The organism is Streptomyces vietnamensis (genome assembly GCF_000830005.1).
In the GTDB taxonomy this organism is placed as follows: Bacteria; Actinomycetota; Actinomycetes; order Streptomycetales; family Streptomycetaceae; genus Streptomyces; species Streptomyces vietnamensis.
Genome location: NZ_CP010407.1, coordinates 4155099 through 4172622, shown reverse-complemented (window position 1 = coordinate 4172622; position 17524 = coordinate 4155099). Strand labels below are relative to the sequence as shown.

The following is a 17524-nucleotide window of genomic DNA, read 5'->3' as shown; positions in this document are numbered from 1 at the left end:
CGAGACCGTGGATCAGGCCTGGCGGCGGACCTCCACCACCCGGAAGCGGTTGGAGACGAAGGCGCCGTCGCACAGCGCGGCGTTCGCCGCCGGGTTGCCGCCGGAGCCGTGGAAGTCGGAGAACGCGGCCGTCTGGTTCACGTACACCCCGCCCGTGAGGTTCAGCGAGAGCTGGGCCGACTCCTCCAGGCAGACCTCCTCCACCGCGCGCTCGGTGTCCGCCGAGGTCGTGTAGGCGCCGACCGTCATGGCGCCCTTCTCCCGGACCGTGCGGCGCAGCAGCTCCAGGGCGTCGGCGGTGGAGTCCACCGAGACCGCGAAGGAGACCGGGCCGAAGCACTCCGAGAAGTACGCGGCCTGGGCGTCCGGCTTGGAGCCGTCCAGCTTCACGATGACCGGCGTGCGGACCACGGCGTCCGGGTACTCCGGGTTGACCACCTCGCGGGAGGCCAGCGCGACCTCGCCGAGCCCGGCGGCGGCCTCGAGGCGCGCCTTCACGTCCGGGTTGACCAGGGCGCCGAGCAGCCCGTTCGCCCGGGCGTCGTCGCCGAGCAGGCCGCCGACCGCCGCCGCGAGGTCGGCGACGACCTCGTCGTACGACTTGGGGCCCTGGTCGGTGGTGATGCCGTCGCGGGGGATCAGCAGGTTCTGCGGGGTGGTGCACATCTGGCCGCTGTACAGGGACAGCGAGAAGGCCAGGTTGGCCAGCATCCCCTTGTAGTTGTCGGTGGAGTCGACGACGACCGTGTTGACGCCGGCCTTCTCCGTGTACACCTGGGCCTGCCGGGCGTTGTCCTCCAGCCAGTCGCCGAAGGCGGTGGATCCGGTGTAGTCGATGATCCGGATCTCGGGGCGGACGGCCAGGGTCTTCGCGATGCCCTCACCGGGGCGCTCGACGGCGAGCGCGACCAGGTTCGGGTCGAAGCCGGCCTCGGCGAGCACCTCGCGGGCGACCTGCACCGTGAGCGCGAGCGGCAGGACCGCGCGCGGGTGCGGCTTGACCAGGACCGGGTTGCCGGTGGCGAGGGAGGCGAACAGGCCCGGGTAGCCGTTCCACGTGGGGAAGGTGTTGCAGCCGATGACCAGGGCGATGCCGCGGCCGACCGGGGTGAACTCCTTGCTGAGCTCCAGGGGGTCGCGCTTGCCCTGCGGCTTGGACCAGCCGGCCCGCCCGGCGGGCGTGCGGGTCTGCTCCTCGTACGCGTACGCCACGGCCTCGAGGCCGCGGTCCTGGGCGTGCGGGCCGCCGGCCTGGAACGCCATCATGAACGCCTGGCCGCTGGTGTGCATGACGGCGTGGGCGAACTCGTGGGTGCGGGCGGAGATCCGGGCGAGGATCTCCAGGCAGACCAGGGCGCGGGTCTCGGCGCCGGCGTCCCGCCAGGCGCCCATGCCCGCGCGCATCGCGGGGAGCAGCACGTCGAGGTCGGCGTGCGGGTACTCGATGCCGAGCGAGGGGCCGTACGGCGAGATCTCGCCGCCGGTCCAGCCGTCGGTGCCGGGCTGGTCGAGGTCGAAGCGGGTGTTCAGCGCGGACTGGTGGGCGGCGAGGCCCGCGGCCGCGTCGAGAGAGCCGTCCGCGCCGTACGCCTTCGGGTGCTCGGGGTACGGCGACCAGTAGGCGCGGGTGCGGATGGTGTCGAGCGCCTGGTCGAGTGTGGACCGGTGCTTCTCGGCCAGACGGTCGGTGGTCAGCTGAGCGGTGGCCATCGATGGACCAACTCCTCGTCGAGCTGGGCAGGGAGACGCGTACGGAGTTAGAGTAACCGAACGATCGGTCGGGACAAGGGGGTCCGTCGATCCTGTGGAAAACCCATCGGGGAGGATCACTCCTATGAGCGCCGACGTGAGCACCAACGTGACCGTCAGGGGGAGCGACGACGTGACCGCCCGTGAGACCGCCGCCGAGGGGCAGGACGGCGCCGCCGTCGGGCCCGACCGCACCGTCGCCGTCGTCGGCACCGGCACCATGGGCCAGGGCATCGCCCAGGTCGCGCTGGTCGCAGGCCACCCCGTGCGCCTCTACGACAGCGCTCCCGGCCGGGCCGCCGAGGCCGTCGCAGCCCTCACCGCCCGCCTGGACCGGCTCGTGGAGAAGGGCCGCCTCGACGCCGCCGCGCGGGAGGCCGCCGTCGGCCGGCTGCACGCGGCCGAGGACCCCGCCGAGCTCGCGGACGCCGCGCTGGTGATCGAGGCGATCGTCGAGGACCTGGCGGTCAAGCAGCGGCTCTTCGCCGACCTGGAGAAGATCGTCGGCGACGACACCGTCCTCGCCACGAACACCTCCTCCCTCTCCGTCACCGCCATCGCCGGGGGACTCCGGCTGCCCGGCCGGTTCGTCGGACTGCACTTCTTCAACCCGGCGCCGCTGCTCCCCCTCGTCGAGGTCGTCAGCGGCTTCGCCACCGACCCGGACGTCGCCACGCGCGCGTACGAGACGGTCAAGGGCTGGGGCAAGACGCCGGTGCGCTGCGCGGACACCCCCGGCTTCATCGTGAACCGGGTCGCCCGCCCCTTCTACGCCGAGGCGCTCCGGGTCTTCGAGGAGGGCGCGGCAGACCCCGCCACCATCGACGCGGCCCTGCGCGAGTGCGGGGGCTTCCGCATGGGGCCCTTCGAGCTGACCGACCTCATCGGCCAGGACGTGAACGAGGCCGTCACCCGGTCGGTGTGGGAGTCCTTCCACCAGGACCCCAAGTTCACCCCCTCGCTCGCGCAGCGCCGGCTCGTCGAGTCGGGACGCCTCGGCCGCAAGTCGGGGCACGGCTGGTTCTCGTACGCGGAGGGCGCGGAGCGGCCGGAGCCGCACACGGCGGCGCCGGCGGAGGCGCCGAAGCGGATCGTCGTCGAGGGGGACCTGGGCCCCGGCGAGCCGCTGGTGGCCCTCTTCGAGGAGGCCGGGATCGCCGTCCGGCGCAAGAAGGGCGACGGGCACATCGTGCTGCCGGGCGGCGGCCTGCTGATGCTCGCGGACGGCGAGAGTTCCTTCGAGTTCTTCCCCGACGAGATCGTCTACTTCGACCTCGCCCTCGACTACGCGCGCGCGAGCCGGATGGTCCTGTCCACGGGGCGGCGCACCGCGCCCGAGACCCTCGCCGAGGCCGTGGGCCTCTTCCAGGCGCTGGGCAAGCAGGTCTCCGTGATCGGCGACGTGCCCGGCATGATCGTGGCCCGTACGGTCGCCATGCTGGCCGACCTCGCCGCCGACGCGGTCGACCGGGGGGTCGCGACCGCCGAGGACGTGGACACGGCGATGCGGCTCGGGGTCAACTATCCGGCCGGCCCCCTGGAGTGGGCCGAGAAGCTGGGGCCCCGGCGGGTCTGCGACCTGCTCAGGGCGCTGCACGAGCGCTATCCGACGGGCCGGTACGGGCCGAGCCAGGCCGTCGCCCGTCGGTGTGCCGAGGCCGATGAGGAGGACTCCCGATGACCACGGCCAAGCGCGACACCTACACCCCCGAGACGCTGCTCTCGGTCGCCGTCCAGGTCTTCAACGAGCGCGGCTACGACGGCACGTCGATGGAGCACCTGTCCAAGGCGGCCGGGATCTCGAAGTCCTCGATCTACCACCACGTCTCCGGCAAGGAGGAGCTGCTGCGGCGGGCGGTCAGCCGGGCGCTCGACGGGCTCTTCGCGGTGCTCGACGAGCCGGGGGCCGGGCGCGGCAAGGCCGTCGAGCGGGTCGAGTACGTCACGCGCCGCACCGTCGAGGTGCTGATAGCGGAGCTGCCGTACGTGACGCTGCTGCTGCGGGTGCGGGGCAACACCGCCACCGAGCGGTGGGCGATGGAGCGGCGCCGCGAGTTCGACCACAAGGTGGCCGATCTGCTGAAGGCCGCGGCCGCCGAGGGCGACCTGCGGGCCGATGTGGACATCCGGCTCGCGACCCGGCTCCTCTTCGGCATGATCAACTCGCTGGTGGAGTGGTACCGGCCGCATCCGGGAGCGACGGCGGAGGGGGAGCAGCTCGCCGAGACGGTCGCCCACCTGGCCTTCGACGGGCTCCGTACGGCCCGCTGAGAGCCGTGCCGGCCTCGTACCGGCCCCTGAATCCGCCGCTGCCCCCCGTACGGCCTACGGGGGGCTTCGTCGTCCCCTCGTACGGCCCGTGAGGGCTCAGCGTCCCGGGTCCCGGTGGTCCGGGTCCAGGTCCGTCTCCTCGAAGACCAGCAGGGTCCGGGTGGAGAGCACCTCGGGGATCGACTGGAGCTTGGTGAGCACCAGCTCGCGCAGGGTCCGGTTGTCGGGCGTGTGGACGAGCAGCAGGACGTCGAAATCGCCGCTGACCAGGGCGATGTGTGCGGCTCCCGGCAGGGCCTGGAGCTGCTCGCGCACGGTCCTCCAGGAGTTCTGGACGATCTTGAGCGTGATGTAGGCGGAGGCGCCGTGCCCCGCCCGCTCGTGGTTCACGCGCGCGCTGAACCCGCGGATCACCCCGTCGTCGATGAGCCGGTTGATGCGCGCGTACGCGTTGGCCCGGGAGACGTGCACCCGCTCGGCCACGGAGCGGACCGAGGCGCGGCCGTCCGTCTGCAGGATGCGCAGGATGTCGCGGTCGATGGCGTCCAGCGGGCGTGCCGGGGCTCCTGGGATCACCGGTGCCGGCGCCGGTGCGACGACCCGCTCCCAGTCCTCGGCCATTTGTTCATCCGCCATGTGCCCCCGCCTCTCTCCGGTGGACGACCTGCCCTTATCCCAGGCTGTGGAGAACCGTTTGTCCACAGGCTGGAGGTGCCTGTAGCCAAAATGCCTCCACGACCGAACAATCGGTAGGTGAGGCGCGCCACACTCGCGCCACCCGCCTTCGGGTCTTATGCCCGCTCCCACGAGGAGGTGGACTCGTTGCAACAGCGCAGTTCGACAGTCCAAGAGCCGCCCGGTGCCGTTCCCGCCTACCGGCCCACCCCGCCGCCCGCCTGGCAGCCGCGCACGGACCCCGCGCCGCTGCTGCCCGAGGCCGAGCCGCTGCGCGTGCTCGGCACGGACGCGGTGGCCGACGCCGACCCCGCGCTGCTGCTCCGGCTCTACGCGGAGCTGATCCGCGGCCGCCGGTACAACACGCAGGCCACCGCCCTCACCAAGCAGGGCCGGCTCGCCGTGTACCCGTCCACCACCGGCCAGGAGGCGTGCGAGATCGCCGCCGCCCTCGCCCTGGAGGAGCGGGACTGGCTCTTCCCCTCGTACCGCGACACCCTCGCCGCCGTCGCCCGGGGCCTCGACCCCGTCCAGGCCCTGACCCTGCTGCGCGGCGACTGGCACACCGGGTACGACCCGCACGAGCACCGCATCGCGCCGCTCTGCACCCCGCTCGCCACCCAGCTCCCGCACGCCGTGGGCCTCGCCCACGCCGCCCGCCTCAAGGGCGACGACGTCGTCGCCCTCGCCATGGTCGGCGACGGCGGCACCAGCGAGGGCGACTTCCACGAGGCGCTGAACTTCGCCGCCGTCTGGCAGGCCCCCGTGGTCTTCCTCGTCCAGAACAACGGCTTCGCGATCTCCGTGCCGCTCGCCAAGCAGACCGCGGCCCCCTCCCTCGCCCACAAGGCCGTCGGATACGGGATGCCGGGCCGGCTCGTCGACGGCAACGACGCGGTCGCCGTCCACCAGGTGCTCACCGAGGCCGTGGCCCGCGCCCGGCGCGGCGGCGGCCCCACCCTCGTCGAGGCCGTCACCTACCGGATCGACGCCCACACCAACGCCGACGACGCCACCCGCTACCGGGCGGCCGGCGAGGTCGAGGCCTGGCGGGCGCACGACCCGATCCTGCTGCTCGAACGGGAACTGACGGAGCGTGGCCTGCTCGACGAGGACGGCAGGCGCGCGGCGGCCGAGGCCGCCGAGACGATGGCGGCGGAGCTGCGCGAACGGATGAACGCCGACCCGGTGCTCGACCCGATGGAGCTCTTCTCCCACGTCTACGCGGAGCAGACCACGCAGCTGCGTGAACAGGCGGCGCAGCTGCGCGCCGAGCTCGAAGCCGAGGGTGAGGCGTGATGACGACCGCGACGACCGGCACCGCGGCGGCCAAGGCCGGCGGGAACGCCGCGAAGCCGAAGCCCGCCACGATGGCGCAGGCGCTCCAGCGCGCCATGCGCGACGCGATGGCCGAGGACCCGACCGTCCATGTGATGGGCGAGGACGTCGGCACTCTCGGCGGCGTCTTCCGGGTCACCGACGGGCTCGCCAAGGAGTTCGGCGAGGACCGCTGCACCGACACCCCGCTGGCCGAGGCGGGCATCCTCGGCGCGGCCGTCGGCATGGCCATGTACGGTCTGCGGCCGGTCGTGGAGATGCAGTTCGACGCGTTCGCGTACCCGGCGTTCGAGCAGCTGCTCTCGCACGTGGCGAAGATGCGGAACCGGACGCGCGGCGCGATGCCGATGCCGATCGTCATCCGCGTCCCGTACGGCGGCGGGATCGGCGGCGTCGAGCACCACAGCGACTCCTCCGAGGCCTACTACATGGCCACGCCTGGGCTGCACGTCGTCACCCCGGCGACCGTCGAGGACGCGTACGGGCTGCTGCGCGCGGCCATCGCCTCCGACGACCCGGTGGTCTTCCTGGAGCCCAAGCGGCTCTACTGGTCCAAGTCCGACTGGTCCCCCGAGGCGCCCGCGCCCGTCGAGCCGATCGGCAAGGCCGTCGTGCGGCGCCGGGGCACCGGCGCCACCCTGATCACCTACGGTCCCTCGGTGCCGGTCTGCCTGGAGGCGGCGGAGGCCGCGCAGGCGGAGGGCTGGGACCTGGAGGTCGTCGACCTGCGCTCGCTCGTGCCGTTCGACGACGAGACCGTCTGCGCCTCCGTGCGGCGCACCGGCCGCGCGGTCGTCGTCCACGAGTCGACCGGCTTCGGCGGCCCCGGCGCGGAGATCGCCGCGCGCGTGACCGAGCGCTGCTTCCACCACCTGGAGGCGCCGGTGCTGCGGGTCGCGGGCTTCGACATCCCGTATCCGCCGCCGATGCTGGAGCGGCACCATCTGCCGGGCGTGGACCGGGTCCTGGACGCGGTCGCGCGACTGCAGTGGGAGGCGGGCAGCTGATGGCACAGGTCCTTGAGTTCAAGCTGCCCGACCTCGGTGAGGGCCTCACCGAGGCCGAGATCGTGCGCTGGCTGGTCGCCGTCGGCGACGTCGTCGCCATCGACCAGCCGGTCGTCGAGGTCGAGACGGCCAAGGCGATGGTCGAGGTGCCCTGCCCGTACGGCGGTGTCGTCACCGCCCGGTACGGCGAGGAGGGCACCGAACTGCCCGTCGGCGCACCGCTCCTGACGGTCGCCGTGGGCGGCACGGGCGCGCCGGAGGAGCTCACCGAGGCCGCTCCCGAAGCGGCGCCGAAGGCATCCGCCGAGGCCGTCTCCTCCGAGTACTCGGGCAACGTGCTCGTCGGCTACGGCACGGCCGGGCCCGCCGCCCGGCGCCGCCGGGTGCGGCACACGAGCCCGGCGGCCGCGCAGGCCCCGGCTGCTCCTGCTCCGGCTGCTGCTGCTCCGGCTCCTGTCGCCGCTCCGGCGGTCGCCCACGAGGGGCCCGTGCCCGTCATCTCGCCGCTCGTGCGGAAGCTGGCCCGCGACCGGGGCCTCGACCTGCGGGAGGTGCGCGGATCCGGGCCCGAGGGGCTGATCCTGCGTGCCGACGTGGAGCTGGCCCTCGCGGCCCTGGAGCGGCCGGTCGCCGCCCCGGCGCCCGCGCCCGCGTCTGCGCCCGCGTCTGCTGTCGCGGCACCGGCCGGTGAGCGGGTTCCGCTGCGCGGGGTCCGTGGCGCGGTGGCGGACAAGCTGTCCCGCAGCCGTACGGAGATCCCCGACGCGACCTGCTGGGTCGACGCCGACGCGACCGAGCTGATGGCGGCCCGCGCGGCGATGAACGCGGCCGGCGGGCCGAAGATCTCGCTGCTCGCGCTCCTCGCGCGGATCTGCGTCCACGCGCTGGCCCGGTTCCCCGAGCTCAACTCCACCGTGGACACGGCCGCCCGGGAGATCGTCCGGCTGCCGTCCGTGCACCTCGGCTTCGCCGCCCAGACCCCGCGCGGGCTTGTCGTCCCCGTGGTCAAGGACGCGGGGACCCGGACCGCCGAGTCGCTGACGGCCGAGTTCGCCCGGCTGACGGAGGCGGCCCGGCAGGGCGCGATCACCCCGGCCGATCTGACCGGCGGCACGTTCACCCTCAACAACTACGGGGTGTTCGGGGTCGACGGCTCCACGCCGATCATCAACCACCCCGAGGCGGCCATGCTCGGGGTCGGCCGGATCATCCCCAAGCCCTGGGTCCACCAGGGCGAACTGGCCGTCCGTCAGGTCGTGCAGCTCTCGCTCACCTTCGACCACCGCGTCTGCGACGGCGGCACGGCGGGCGGCTTCCTGCGGTACGTGGCGGACTGCGTCGAGCAGCCGGCGGTCCTGCTCCGCACGGTCTGACACGGACGCTCCGAGACGGACGCTCCGAGACGGACGCTCCGACGGGGACGGTCCGACGCGGACAGTCCGACACCGCCCGGCCGTACCGGACCCCCACCCGGTGCGGCCGGGCGTCTGTCGTGCGGCCGTCCCCGGTCCGGCGGCCGGGCGTCTGCCGGTGCGGCCGTCCCCGATCCGGCCCTTCCCCGGCGCGGTCGTCCGCCGCCGCAGTCGTCCCGTGCCTTCCCGTGCCTTCGTCCCTCCCCCTCCGTCTCAGCAAGGGAGACCCGACCGTCGGTGGCGGGGTTCGGCGACATACTGCTGGGGTGACCACCGCATACGACGTCGTCGTGCTCGCCGGGGGCGCCGCTCGGCGGCTCGGCGGCTCCGACAAGCCCGGGGTACGGATCGGGGGGCGGACCCTCCTCGACCGGGTGCTCTCGGCCTGTCCCGGCGCAGGCCGGACCGTGGTCGTCGCCGACCCCCGGCCGACCGTCCGCCCCGTCCGCTGGACCAGGGAGGACCCGCCCGGCGGCGGCCCCCTGGCCGCCCTCGGCGCCGGGGTGCGGGAGACCGGCGCCGACGTCCTCCTCGTCCTCTCCGCCGACCTGCCCTTCCTGGACCAGGACACCGTCCGGCGCCTCCTCGAGGCACTCGACGCGGATTCCGGCACCGAGGCCGCGCTTCTCACCGACGCCGAGGGGCGGGACCAGCCGCTCGTCGCCGCGTACCGCCGCACCCCGCTCCTGCGCGAACTGGCCCTCGTCGCAGAGCGGCGAGGCGGCACCCTCGCCGGCGGGCCGCTGCGGCTCCTCACCGGGGCACTGAGGCTCACCCGGGTCGCCGCGGGCCCCCTCGCCTCCTTCGACTGCGACACCTGGGAGGACATCGCCACGGCCCGGGCCCGCATCAGGGAGCATGGGACCGTGCTGGACGAATGGATCACCGCAGTCAAGAACGAACTGGGCATCGAGCTGGACGTCGACACCGGCGTGCTCCTCGACCTCGCCCGTGACGCCGCCCACGGCGTGGCCCGCCCCGCCGCGCCCCTGACCACCTTCCTGGTCGGCTACGCGGCGGCCCGCGCGGGCACCGAGGGCGGACCGGAGGCCGTCGCCGAGGCCGCCCGCAAGGCCGCCGCGCTCGCCCAGCGCTGGGCCGCCGAACAGGACGGCGAGCAGCCCGCCGAGCAGCCCGCCGAAAAAGCCACCGAGTAGGACGAGGCCGGATGACCCTGAAGGAGCCCGCCCCCGTGGCCCCGGGAGCCGCCGCCGGTGCGAAGGCCGGGCCGCCGCACCGCGCCACCGCCTGGCCCGAGGCCCGGGCCGCCGCCGTCCGCGCCGGGACCGCCGCACGGACCGGCCGCGAGCCCCGGCGCCTCCCGCTCGGGCAGGCCCTCGGCCAGGTCCTGGCCGAGCCGCTCCTCGCCCTCACCGACCTGCCCTCCTTCGACACCTCCGCCATGGACGGCTGGGCGGTCGCGGGCCCGGGCCCCTGGACCGTCCGCGCCGAGGCCCCCGTCCTCGCCGGTCACGCGCCCGCCGCCGCGCTGAACGACGGCGAGGCCGTACGGATCGCCACCGGCGCCCCCGTCCCGCCCGGGACCACCGCCGTCATCCGTAGCGAGCACTCCCGTACCGAGCGGGCCGAGGCCGCGGGTCTCGTGCTGCATGCCCTGCGTGACGTGGTCGCCGGGCAGGACATCCGGCCCCGGGGGCAGGAGTGCCGCTCCGGTGACGAGCTGCTTCCCGCCGACACCCCCGTGACCCCCGCCGTCCTGGGTCTCGCCGCGGCCGCCGGCTACGACGAGCTCCCCGTACCGCCGCGGCCCCGGGTGGAGGTCCTCGTCCTCGGCGACGAGCTCCTCACGGCCGGACTCCCCCACGGGGGACTCATCCGTGACGCCCTCGGCCCGATGCTCGGCCCCTGGCTGTCCGCGCTCGGCGCCGAGGTGCTCGCCACCCGGCGGATCGGCGACGACGCCGAGGAGCTGTACGCGGCCGTCACCGGCTCCGCCGCCGACCTGGTCGTCACCACCGGGGGCACCGCCGCCGGGCCCGTCGACCACCTCCACCGCGTCCTCGACAAGGCGGGCGCCACGCTCCTCGTCGACGGGGTGAAGGTCCGCCCCGGCCACCCCATGCTCCTCGCGGCCCTCGGCGGCCACCGCCACCTCGTCGGCCTGCCCGGCAACCCGCTCGCCGCCGTCTCCGGGCTCCTCACGCTGGCCGAGCCGCTCCTCGCCGCCCTCACCCGCACTCCGCTCTCCGAGGGCCGCGCCCCCGTCCTCGACGAGGTGCACGGGCATCCGTACGACACCCGGCTCGTCCCGGTCGTCCGCCGGGGCGAGCGGCTCGTTCCGCTGCACTACAACGGGCCGGCCATGCTCCGGGGCATCGCCGTCGCGGACGGCATGGCCGTCGTCCCGCCCGGCGGCGCCCGGCCCGGCCAGGAGCTGGACGTCCTCGACCTTCCCTGGCCACCGGCCCCGGGCGCCGTACCGGCTCAGGGAGCGTGTTTCACGTGAAACTTCCCAGCCGTGACGTGATGGCCCGCGAGGCGGACGAGCGGGTCTCGGGCTCACGGGTCCAGCTGCCCCGCCGGGTCGTCGAGAAGCCGCTGCGTCAGGTCGGCAAACGGCTGCTCATGGCGCTCGGCGTGCTGCTCGTGACGGTCCTCATCGTCTACGTCGACCGCGACGGCTATCACGACAACGCCGACGAGACGGTCGACTTCCTCGACTGCGTCTACTACGCGACCGTGACGCTCTCCACCACCGGATACGGCGACATCGTCCCGTACAGCGACTCGGCGCGGCTCGCCAACATCCTCCTCGTCACGCCCCTGCGCGTGCTGTTCCTGATCATCCTGGTCGGCACGACTCTCGAGGTCCTCACCGAGCGGACCCGGGAGGAGTTCCGGCTGAACCGCTGGAGGTCCACCTTGCGCGACCACACCGTCATCGTCGGTTTCGGGACGAAGGGGCGGTCCGCGATCCAGACGCTCTGCGCGACCGGGCTGCGCAAGGACCAGATCGTCATCGTCGACCCCTCCACCAAGGTGATCGAGACGGCGAACGCGGACGGGTTCGTCGGCGTCATCGGCGACGCCACCCGCAGTGACGTGCTGCTCCGCGCCGAGGTGCAGCGGGCCCGGCAGATCGTCATCGCCACCCAGCGCGACGACACGGCCGTCCTCGTCACCCTGACGGCGCGCCAGCTCAACAAGGGCGCGAAGATCGTCGCCGCGGTCCGCGAGGAGGAGAACGCGCCGCTGCTCCGCCAGTCCGGCGCGGACGCGGTCATCACCAGCGCCAGCGCCGCCGGGCGCCTGCTCGGCCTGTCCGTGCTCAGCCCCAGCGCCGGCACGGTGATGGAGGACCTCATCCAGCAGGGCTCGGGCCTCGACCTCGTGGAGCGGCCGGTGACCAAGAGCGAGGTCGGCAAGAGCGTGCGGGAGACCGGCGACCTGGTGGTGAGCGTGCTCCGCGGCCACCGGCTGCTCGGTTACGACGACCCCGCGGCCAGCCCGCTCCAGCTCACCGACCGGGTGATCACCATCGTGCGCGCCGCGCCGGTGACCCCGCTCTCCACGCCACCGGAGGACTGACCCCGCGGGACCGGGCCCGGGGACCACGGCCGGAGTAGCCTCGCCGCCATGTATGCGATCACGATTCCGGAACCCGGTGGGCCCGAGGCCCTCGTCTGGGCCGAGGTGCCCGATCCCGTACCCGGCGAGGGCGAGGTCCTCGTCGAGGTGGTGGCGAGCGCGGTCAACCGCGCCGATCTGCTCCAGCGCCAGGGCTTCTACGACCCGCCGCCGGGCAGCTCCCCGTACCCCGGTCTGGAGTGCGCGGGCCGGATCGCCGCGCTCGGCCCGGGGGTCTCCGGCTGGACCGTCGGCGACGAGGTGTGCGCGCTGCTCGCCGGCGGCGGCTACGCCGAGAAGGTCGTGGTCCCGGCCGGCCAGCTGCTGCCGGTCCCGGAGGGCGTCGACCTGACCACGGCCGCCGCGCTTCCCGAGGTGGCCTGCACCGTCTGGTCCAACATCTTCATGCTCGCCCACCTGCGGCCGGGCGAGACGCTGCTCGTGCACGGCGGGGCGAGCGGCATCGGCACGATGGCGATCCAGCTGGCGAAGGCGGTCGGCGCGAAGGTGGCGGTCACCGCCGGAGGACCCGAGAAGCTGGCGCGCTGCGCCGAGCTCGGCGCGGACATTCTCATCGACTACCGCGAGCAGGACTTCGTCGAGGAGCTGGCGAAGGCGACGGACGGGGCGGGCGCGGACGTCATCCTGGACATCGTGGGCGCCAAGTACCTGGAGCGGAACGTGAAGGCGCTCGCCGTGAACGGCCGCCTGGTCGTCATCGGCCTCCAGGGCGGGGTGAAGGGCGAGCTGAACCTCGGGGCGCTGCTCGCGAAGCGCGCCGCCGTCCTGGCGACCACGCTGCGGTCCCGTCCGGCGCAGGAGAAGGCGGCGATCGTCGCGGCCGTACGGGAGCACGTCTGGCCGCTGATCGGCGCGGGCACGGTCCGGCCGGTCGTCGACCGCACGGTGCCGATGCCGGAGGCCGCCGAGGGCCACCGGGCGCTTGAGGACGGCCGTCACGTCGGCAAGGTGCTGCTGCTCGTCCCGCGGGGCTGAGACGCGAAGGCCCTGCATGCAGGGTTGAGACGCGAGGCCCGTCCCGCAGGACTGAGACGCGAAGGCCCGGCACGCGGGGCTGGGACGCGAAAACTCGTCCCGCAGGACTGGAACGCGAAGGCCCGGCACGCCGTCCGTGCCGGGCCTTCGTGCGTACGTGACCTACAGGTACGGTCCCGAGCGGACCGCGTGGCCGTGGCCGTGGTCGTCGTCATCGTCGTGCGGCGCGCCCGGAGGCAGTGCACGGCGCATCTGCTCCAGCTGGGCGCGGGCCGCCATCTGCTGCGCGAACAGAGCCGTCTGGATGCCGTGGAACAGGCCTTCGAGCCAGCCCACGAGCTGCGCCTGCGCGATGCGCAGCTCCGCCTCGGAGGGAATCGCCTCGTCGGTGAACGGCAGGGAGAGCCGCTCCAGTTCCTCGACGAGCTCGGGTGCGAGCCCGTCCTCCAGCTCCTTCACGGAGCTGGCGTGGATGTCCTTGAGCCTGACCCGGCTCGCCTCGTCCAGAGGGGCCGCCCGTACTTCCTCCAGGAGCTGCTTGATCATGCTGCCGATCCGCATGACCTTCGCAGGCTGCTCGACCATTTCCGTCACCGGGACCTCGCGGGGTTCGTCGTCGCCCTGAGCGCCGCTGAGGGCCATCCCGTCCTGTCCCACGATGAGGACCTGGGGGCTCTCCTGCGACCTGTCATTCCTCGGCATCTCCATGCCGCCATTCTCTCGTACACACGCGTCACCACAGGGTGTGCCCCTGTACGGGGGTGATCCACCCTCGTACAGGGGCACGGGACGGGAACGAAGACCGTCAGGTCGCCGCGCGCCGGGCCAGCGCGCCGCGCGAGCGGGTCACCAGGGCGGCGAGGAGCGCGGCGCCGAGCGGGACGGCGACGAGCAGGCCGGCCAGGGTCTCCCAGGGGATGACGATCGGCACGTCGGGCGGGGTGAGGTCGGCGGTCCAGCCCTCGGCGACGCTCTGCTCGTAGTAGCGGAGCTCCTCGCGCTGCTCGGTGAGCCGGAGTCCGATCGCGGGCAGCAGTCCGGCGGCCGAGCCGAGGATCACGCCCATCGCGGCGACGACTCCGCACTGGAATCCGCTGAGCGTGCGGCGGACCCGGGGCGGGGCGCCCACGGCGGCGAGCGTCTTCAGATCGGCCTCGGCGTCGGCCTGGGCGAGCCCGGTGGCGATGCCGGCGGCGCCGATGGTGACCAGGCCCGCGAAGATGGCCAGCGAGAGCAGGATGATGCCGTACTCGTTGACGAACCCTTCTTCCAGGTGCAGTTCGACGTTGCTGCCGAGCTTGGCGAGGTCGCTGTCGAGCTTCTGGCGCTGCTCGCCGTCCGGGAGCCGGTCGGTGCTGGCGTACACGCCCATCGGCACCGTGGAGAGGCCGGCGGCCTTGGCGGTGGCCCGGGTCATGAGGGCCTGGACGCCGTAGGACTTCTTGTCGCCGGGCACCAGGTAGGCGGGCACGGAGCTGACCTTGCCGGGCGCGGGGCGGCCCAGCTCGGAGGCCTTGTCGGCGGCGGCGATGTCGGTGATCTGCTTGATCCCGACGGCGCCGTTCCTGTCGACCAGGGCGCGGTTGAAGGCGACGATCTTCCCGTCGGCGAGGGCCTTCACGGTCGCGGGGTCGTCGACGCCGAGGACCTGGAGGAGCTTGGCGTCACCGACGAGCAGGCCGCCGTCGGAGACCCACATCCCGCCGCTCGCGGACTCCTTGCACCGCCAGTCGTCGGTGAGCATCTTCCGCCGCTGCTCGGGCGTGTACTGCGCCGCGGGGTTGCCGCCGCCCGGGGCCGTCACGTTGAGCGGGCACTCGTTCGCCGGGGGGACGACGACCTCGTAGCGGCCGCAGCCCGGGTCGCCGCCCCAGGGCGGGCAGCCGGGCTTGCCGACCGATACGCGCTCGACGTCGGCGCGGACGTCGACGGAGAAGTCGCGCTGGACGGCCTCGCGGACGGCGGGGACGTCCCGGCCGCCCTCCTCCTGGACGAAGGCGGCGGCCACGCCGTACGGCAGCGTGGCCTCGTAGCCGGCCCTGTTCTGGGCCTCGCGGCCGGCCATGTACGTGGTGACGGCGACCGTGCCGGCGACGGCGGCGAGGACGGCGGCGACGGCGGGTGCCGTACGGCCCCGGTTGCGGACGGCGTCCCGCAGCGCGAGGCGCGGGGAGAGCGGCAGCCAGCGGCCGGTGCGCCCGAACAGGCCCACCAGGGTCGGGGTCATGGCGACGACGCCCAGCTCGGCGAGGGCGGAGCCGGCGGCCACGAGGGCGACCTGCTCGGAGACCATCGAGCCGAAGAGGGCGACCGCGCCGCCGATGAGCAGGGCCACCAGGCCGATCACGGGCAGCACCCGGCTGCTGCGGCGGACCCCGCGCCGGCCGGTGAGCGAGGCGAGGACGGTCTGCCGGGAGGCGGTGAAGGCGGGGACGATCGCGGCGAGCAGACCGGTCAGGACCGCGAGCAGCGCGATGCCGAGGAGTTCGAGGGGCCGGATGTCGAAGGCCCCGAACCGCTGGCCCATGGTGTCTTCCAGGACCGGCTGCAGCACCAGGGTCAGGATCAGCGCGAGGACGATGCCGGTGACGGCCGCGGCGAGGCCGATGACCAGGCCGCCGCTCAGCACGATGGCCCGGATGTGGCTGCGGGCACCGCCGTTGGCCCCGACCAGACCGAGCTGGCGGCGCGAGCGGCGGGCGCCGACCGCGAACGCGGGCCCGGCGAGGAGGCAGATCTCCAGCATCGCCAGGCCGACGACGGTGGCGAGGGAGGCGAGGTCGGCGGCACTGGCGGCCTGGCTGGACTCGTAACCGCCGAAGCCCTCCTTCTGGAAGAGCGGGACCTCGGACTTGGCCGGCGGGTCGAGGAGCACCGCGCGCGAGACGACGGTGACACCCTTGGTGTTGATCTCCTTGACGGTGTTCCACGTGAAACCACCGGGGCGGCGCACCAGGTACGAGACGGAGTCCTGGGGTGCCGGCACGCCGGCCTTCTCGACCGCCTTCCCGTACGGGGCGAGGAAGGCCCCCGGCAGCGCGTTGACCTGGTCGGCGTCGAGCGAGTCGGGAAGTTCGTAGGAGCCGACGATCCGGTACGGGCGGTCGAAATTGCGGGCGGAAAGGGTCGAGCCGACCGACAGACCGCTGCTCTCCAGGAAGTGCGAGGTCGCCATGACCTCGTCGTCCTTCTCCGGGTGACGCCCCTCCAGGAGCGTCATGATGCCGCGGGCGATCGGATCGGAGGCCTTGAGCTCACGCACCTCGGTCATGAGCAGACCGTGGGTGGTCGTCAGCTTGGCGGAACCCGTGCGGTCCGTGAGGACGGTGGAGCCCGCGGGGATGGCCTTGGTGACGTCGATGGAGCCGCTCGGCCACGGCTCGTCCTTGTAGTCCTTGACCGGCGTGCTCCCCTCGCCGGCCGGGTCCTGGAAGATCGGGACGCCGCCGACGGTGGCGTCCTTGAAGCGGGCGTCGGCCGCGCCGATCGACCGCTCCACCCGCTCGGCGGGGGAGAGTTCGGAGCTGCGGTAGGTCAGATCGAGGGCACTGACGCCCAGGATGGGCAGCGCGATCATCGCGAGGACGAGGGCGCTGCGGCCCTTGGAACGCCAGGCGTCGCGGCGGGCTATGCGGATCGCGGCACGCCAGGAGTGGAGCCAGGTCTTCACGCCTCGGCCACCTGACCCGACAGGAGCGAATCGGCCTCGCTGCGCACGGTCTGGTCGACGATGGCACCGTCCCGGAGGAACACGACCCGGTCGGCCCAGGCCGCGAACCGCGGCTCGTGGGTGACGAGGACACCGGCGGCGCCCGCGTCGCAGCGGGAGCGGAGCAGGGCGAGCACGGACTCGCCGGTCTCGGAGTCCAGGGCGCCGGTCGGCTCGTCGGCGAGGACGAGACGGCGGTCGCCGACCAGGGCGCGGGCGATGGCCACGCGCTGCTGCTGGCCGCCGGACATCTCGTCGGGGAAGCGGTCGGCGAGGTGGCCGAGCCCCATCTCCTCCAGGGCGGAGAGGGCCTCGACGCGGGCCTTGCGGGCGGAGGTCCCGTCCAGCTCGCGGGGCAGGGCGACGTTCTCGGCGGCGGTGAGGGCCGGGATGAGGTTGTAGTCCTGGAAGACGTATCCGATGCTGCGGCGGCGCAGGGCCGCGAGCTGCTTGACGCTCGCGGTGGTGATGTCGGTGTCCTCGACGATCACCCGGCCCGAGGTGGGGGTGTCCAGGCCGCCCGCGATGGTGAGCAGCGTGGACTTGCCGGAGCCCGAGGGGCCCATGACGGCGACGAGTTCACCGGGGTACACGGCGAGGTCGATGCCGCGCAGGGCGTGCACCTCGGTGGCGCCCGCGCCGTGGACGCGGGTCAGGTTCTGGAGTTGCAGCACGGGCTGCTGTGCGGTCATGGAGGGGTCCCCCCGTTTTCGGCCGTACGCGGCGGTCGGGCCGGGTACGGGAGCGTGCGGTGGAAGGTGGTGCGTCAGCGGTACGGG

14 protein-coding genes are annotated in these 17524 nt (G+C 73.7%); 9 read left to right on the top strand and 5 right to left on the bottom strand.

Going from position 1 to position 17524, the window contains the following annotated elements:
- Positions 1 to 12: 12 nt before the first annotated feature.
- Positions 13 to 1710, bottom strand: coding sequence for a phenylacetic acid degradation protein PaaN (gene paaN / locus SVTN_RS18570; protein ID WP_041130115.1), 1698 nt, complete (start codon positions 1708 to 1710; stop codon positions 13 to 15).
- A gap of 124 nt (positions 1711 to 1834) precedes the next feature.
- Between paaN and SVTN_RS18565 the strand changes: the two genes are divergently transcribed.
- On the top strand, positions 1835 to 3430 hold the full coding sequence (locus tag SVTN_RS18565) for a 3-hydroxyacyl-CoA dehydrogenase (RefSeq protein ID WP_078908401.1): 1596 nt from the start codon (positions 1835 to 1837) through the stop codon (positions 3428 to 3430).
- Positions 3427 to 4020: a TetR/AcrR family transcriptional regulator gene (locus tag SVTN_RS18560; RefSeq protein WP_041130114.1), complete on the top strand. Its 594-nt coding sequence runs from the start codon at positions 3427 to 3429 to the stop codon at positions 4018 to 4020. The genes SVTN_RS18565 and SVTN_RS18560 overlap by 4 nt, the downstream gene beginning before the upstream one ends.
- 96 nt (positions 4021 to 4116) lie before the next feature.
- Here the strand turns inward: SVTN_RS18560 and SVTN_RS18555 are convergent, their stop codons facing one another.
- Entirely contained in the window at positions 4117 to 4641 is a 525-nt protein-coding gene (locus SVTN_RS18555; RefSeq protein ID WP_041130113.1) for an Lrp/AsnC family transcriptional regulator, read from the bottom strand.
- A gap of 192 nt (positions 4642 to 4833) precedes the next feature.
- On the opposite strand from SVTN_RS18555, the gene pdhA reads away from it, so the two are divergent.
- The 7 genes from pdhA (at position 4834) to SVTN_RS18520 (ending at position 13036) form a co-directional block, all read left to right on the top strand.
- On the top strand, positions 4834 to 5994 hold the full coding sequence (gene pdhA, locus SVTN_RS18550) for a pyruvate dehydrogenase (acetyl-transferring) E1 component subunit alpha (protein WP_041130112.1): 1161 nt from the start codon (positions 4834 to 4836) through the stop codon (positions 5992 to 5994).
- A complete protein-coding gene (locus tag SVTN_RS18545; RefSeq protein ID WP_041130111.1) occupies positions 5994 to 7040 on the top strand; it encodes an alpha-ketoacid dehydrogenase subunit beta in 1047 nt (348 codons plus the stop codon). Before pdhA ends, SVTN_RS18545 begins: the two co-directional genes overlap by 1 nt.
- A complete protein-coding gene (locus SVTN_RS46180; protein WP_041130110.1) occupies positions 7040 to 8413 on the top strand; it encodes a dihydrolipoamide acetyltransferase family protein in 1374 nt (457 codons plus the stop codon). Before SVTN_RS18545 ends, SVTN_RS46180 begins: the two co-directional genes overlap by 1 nt.
- Positions 8414 to 8718: 305 nt before the next feature.
- Complete coding sequence (locus SVTN_RS18535; protein WP_041130109.1) at positions 8719 to 9609, top strand: NTP transferase domain-containing protein; 891 nt, start codon at positions 8719 to 8721, stop codon at positions 9607 to 9609.
- Positions 9610 to 9620: 11 nt separating this feature from the next.
- Positions 9621 to 10919: a molybdopterin molybdotransferase MoeA gene (locus tag SVTN_RS18530; protein WP_041130108.1), complete on the top strand. Its 1299-nt coding sequence runs from the start codon at positions 9621 to 9623 to the stop codon at positions 10917 to 10919.
- A gap of 20 nt (positions 10920 to 10939) precedes the next feature.
- Positions 10940 to 12001, top strand: a complete 1062-nt coding sequence (locus SVTN_RS18525) for a potassium channel family protein (RefSeq protein WP_041130107.1) — start codon at positions 10940 to 10942, stop codon at positions 11999 to 12001.
- A gap of 48 nt (positions 12002 to 12049) precedes the next feature.
- On the top strand, positions 12050 to 13036 hold the full coding sequence (locus tag SVTN_RS18520; protein ID WP_041130106.1) for an NAD(P)H-quinone oxidoreductase: 987 nt from the start codon (positions 12050 to 12052) through the stop codon (positions 13034 to 13036).
- A 162-nt stretch (positions 13037 to 13198) separates the two neighbouring features.
- On the opposite strand, the gene SVTN_RS18515 is transcribed toward SVTN_RS18520, so the two are convergent.
- From SVTN_RS18515 to SVTN_RS18505, 3 genes are all read right to left on the bottom strand, one after another.
- Positions 13199 to 13744, bottom strand: coding sequence for a bacterial proteasome activator family protein (locus SVTN_RS18515; RefSeq protein WP_041130105.1), 546 nt, complete (start codon positions 13742 to 13744; stop codon positions 13199 to 13201).
- A 97-nt stretch (positions 13745 to 13841) separates the two neighbouring features.
- Positions 13842 to 16706 carry an ABC transporter permease gene (locus SVTN_RS18510; RefSeq protein WP_041130104.1) on the bottom strand — a complete coding sequence of 955 codons (2865 nt, stop codon included), beginning with the start codon at positions 16704 to 16706 and terminating at the stop codon, positions 13842 to 13844.
- Positions 16703 to 17437, bottom strand: coding sequence for an ABC transporter ATP-binding protein (locus tag SVTN_RS18505; RefSeq protein WP_041130103.1), 735 nt, complete (start codon positions 17435 to 17437; stop codon positions 16703 to 16705). The genes SVTN_RS18510 and SVTN_RS18505 overlap by 4 nt, the downstream gene beginning before the upstream one ends.
- Positions 17438 to 17524 lie beyond the last annotated feature (87 nt).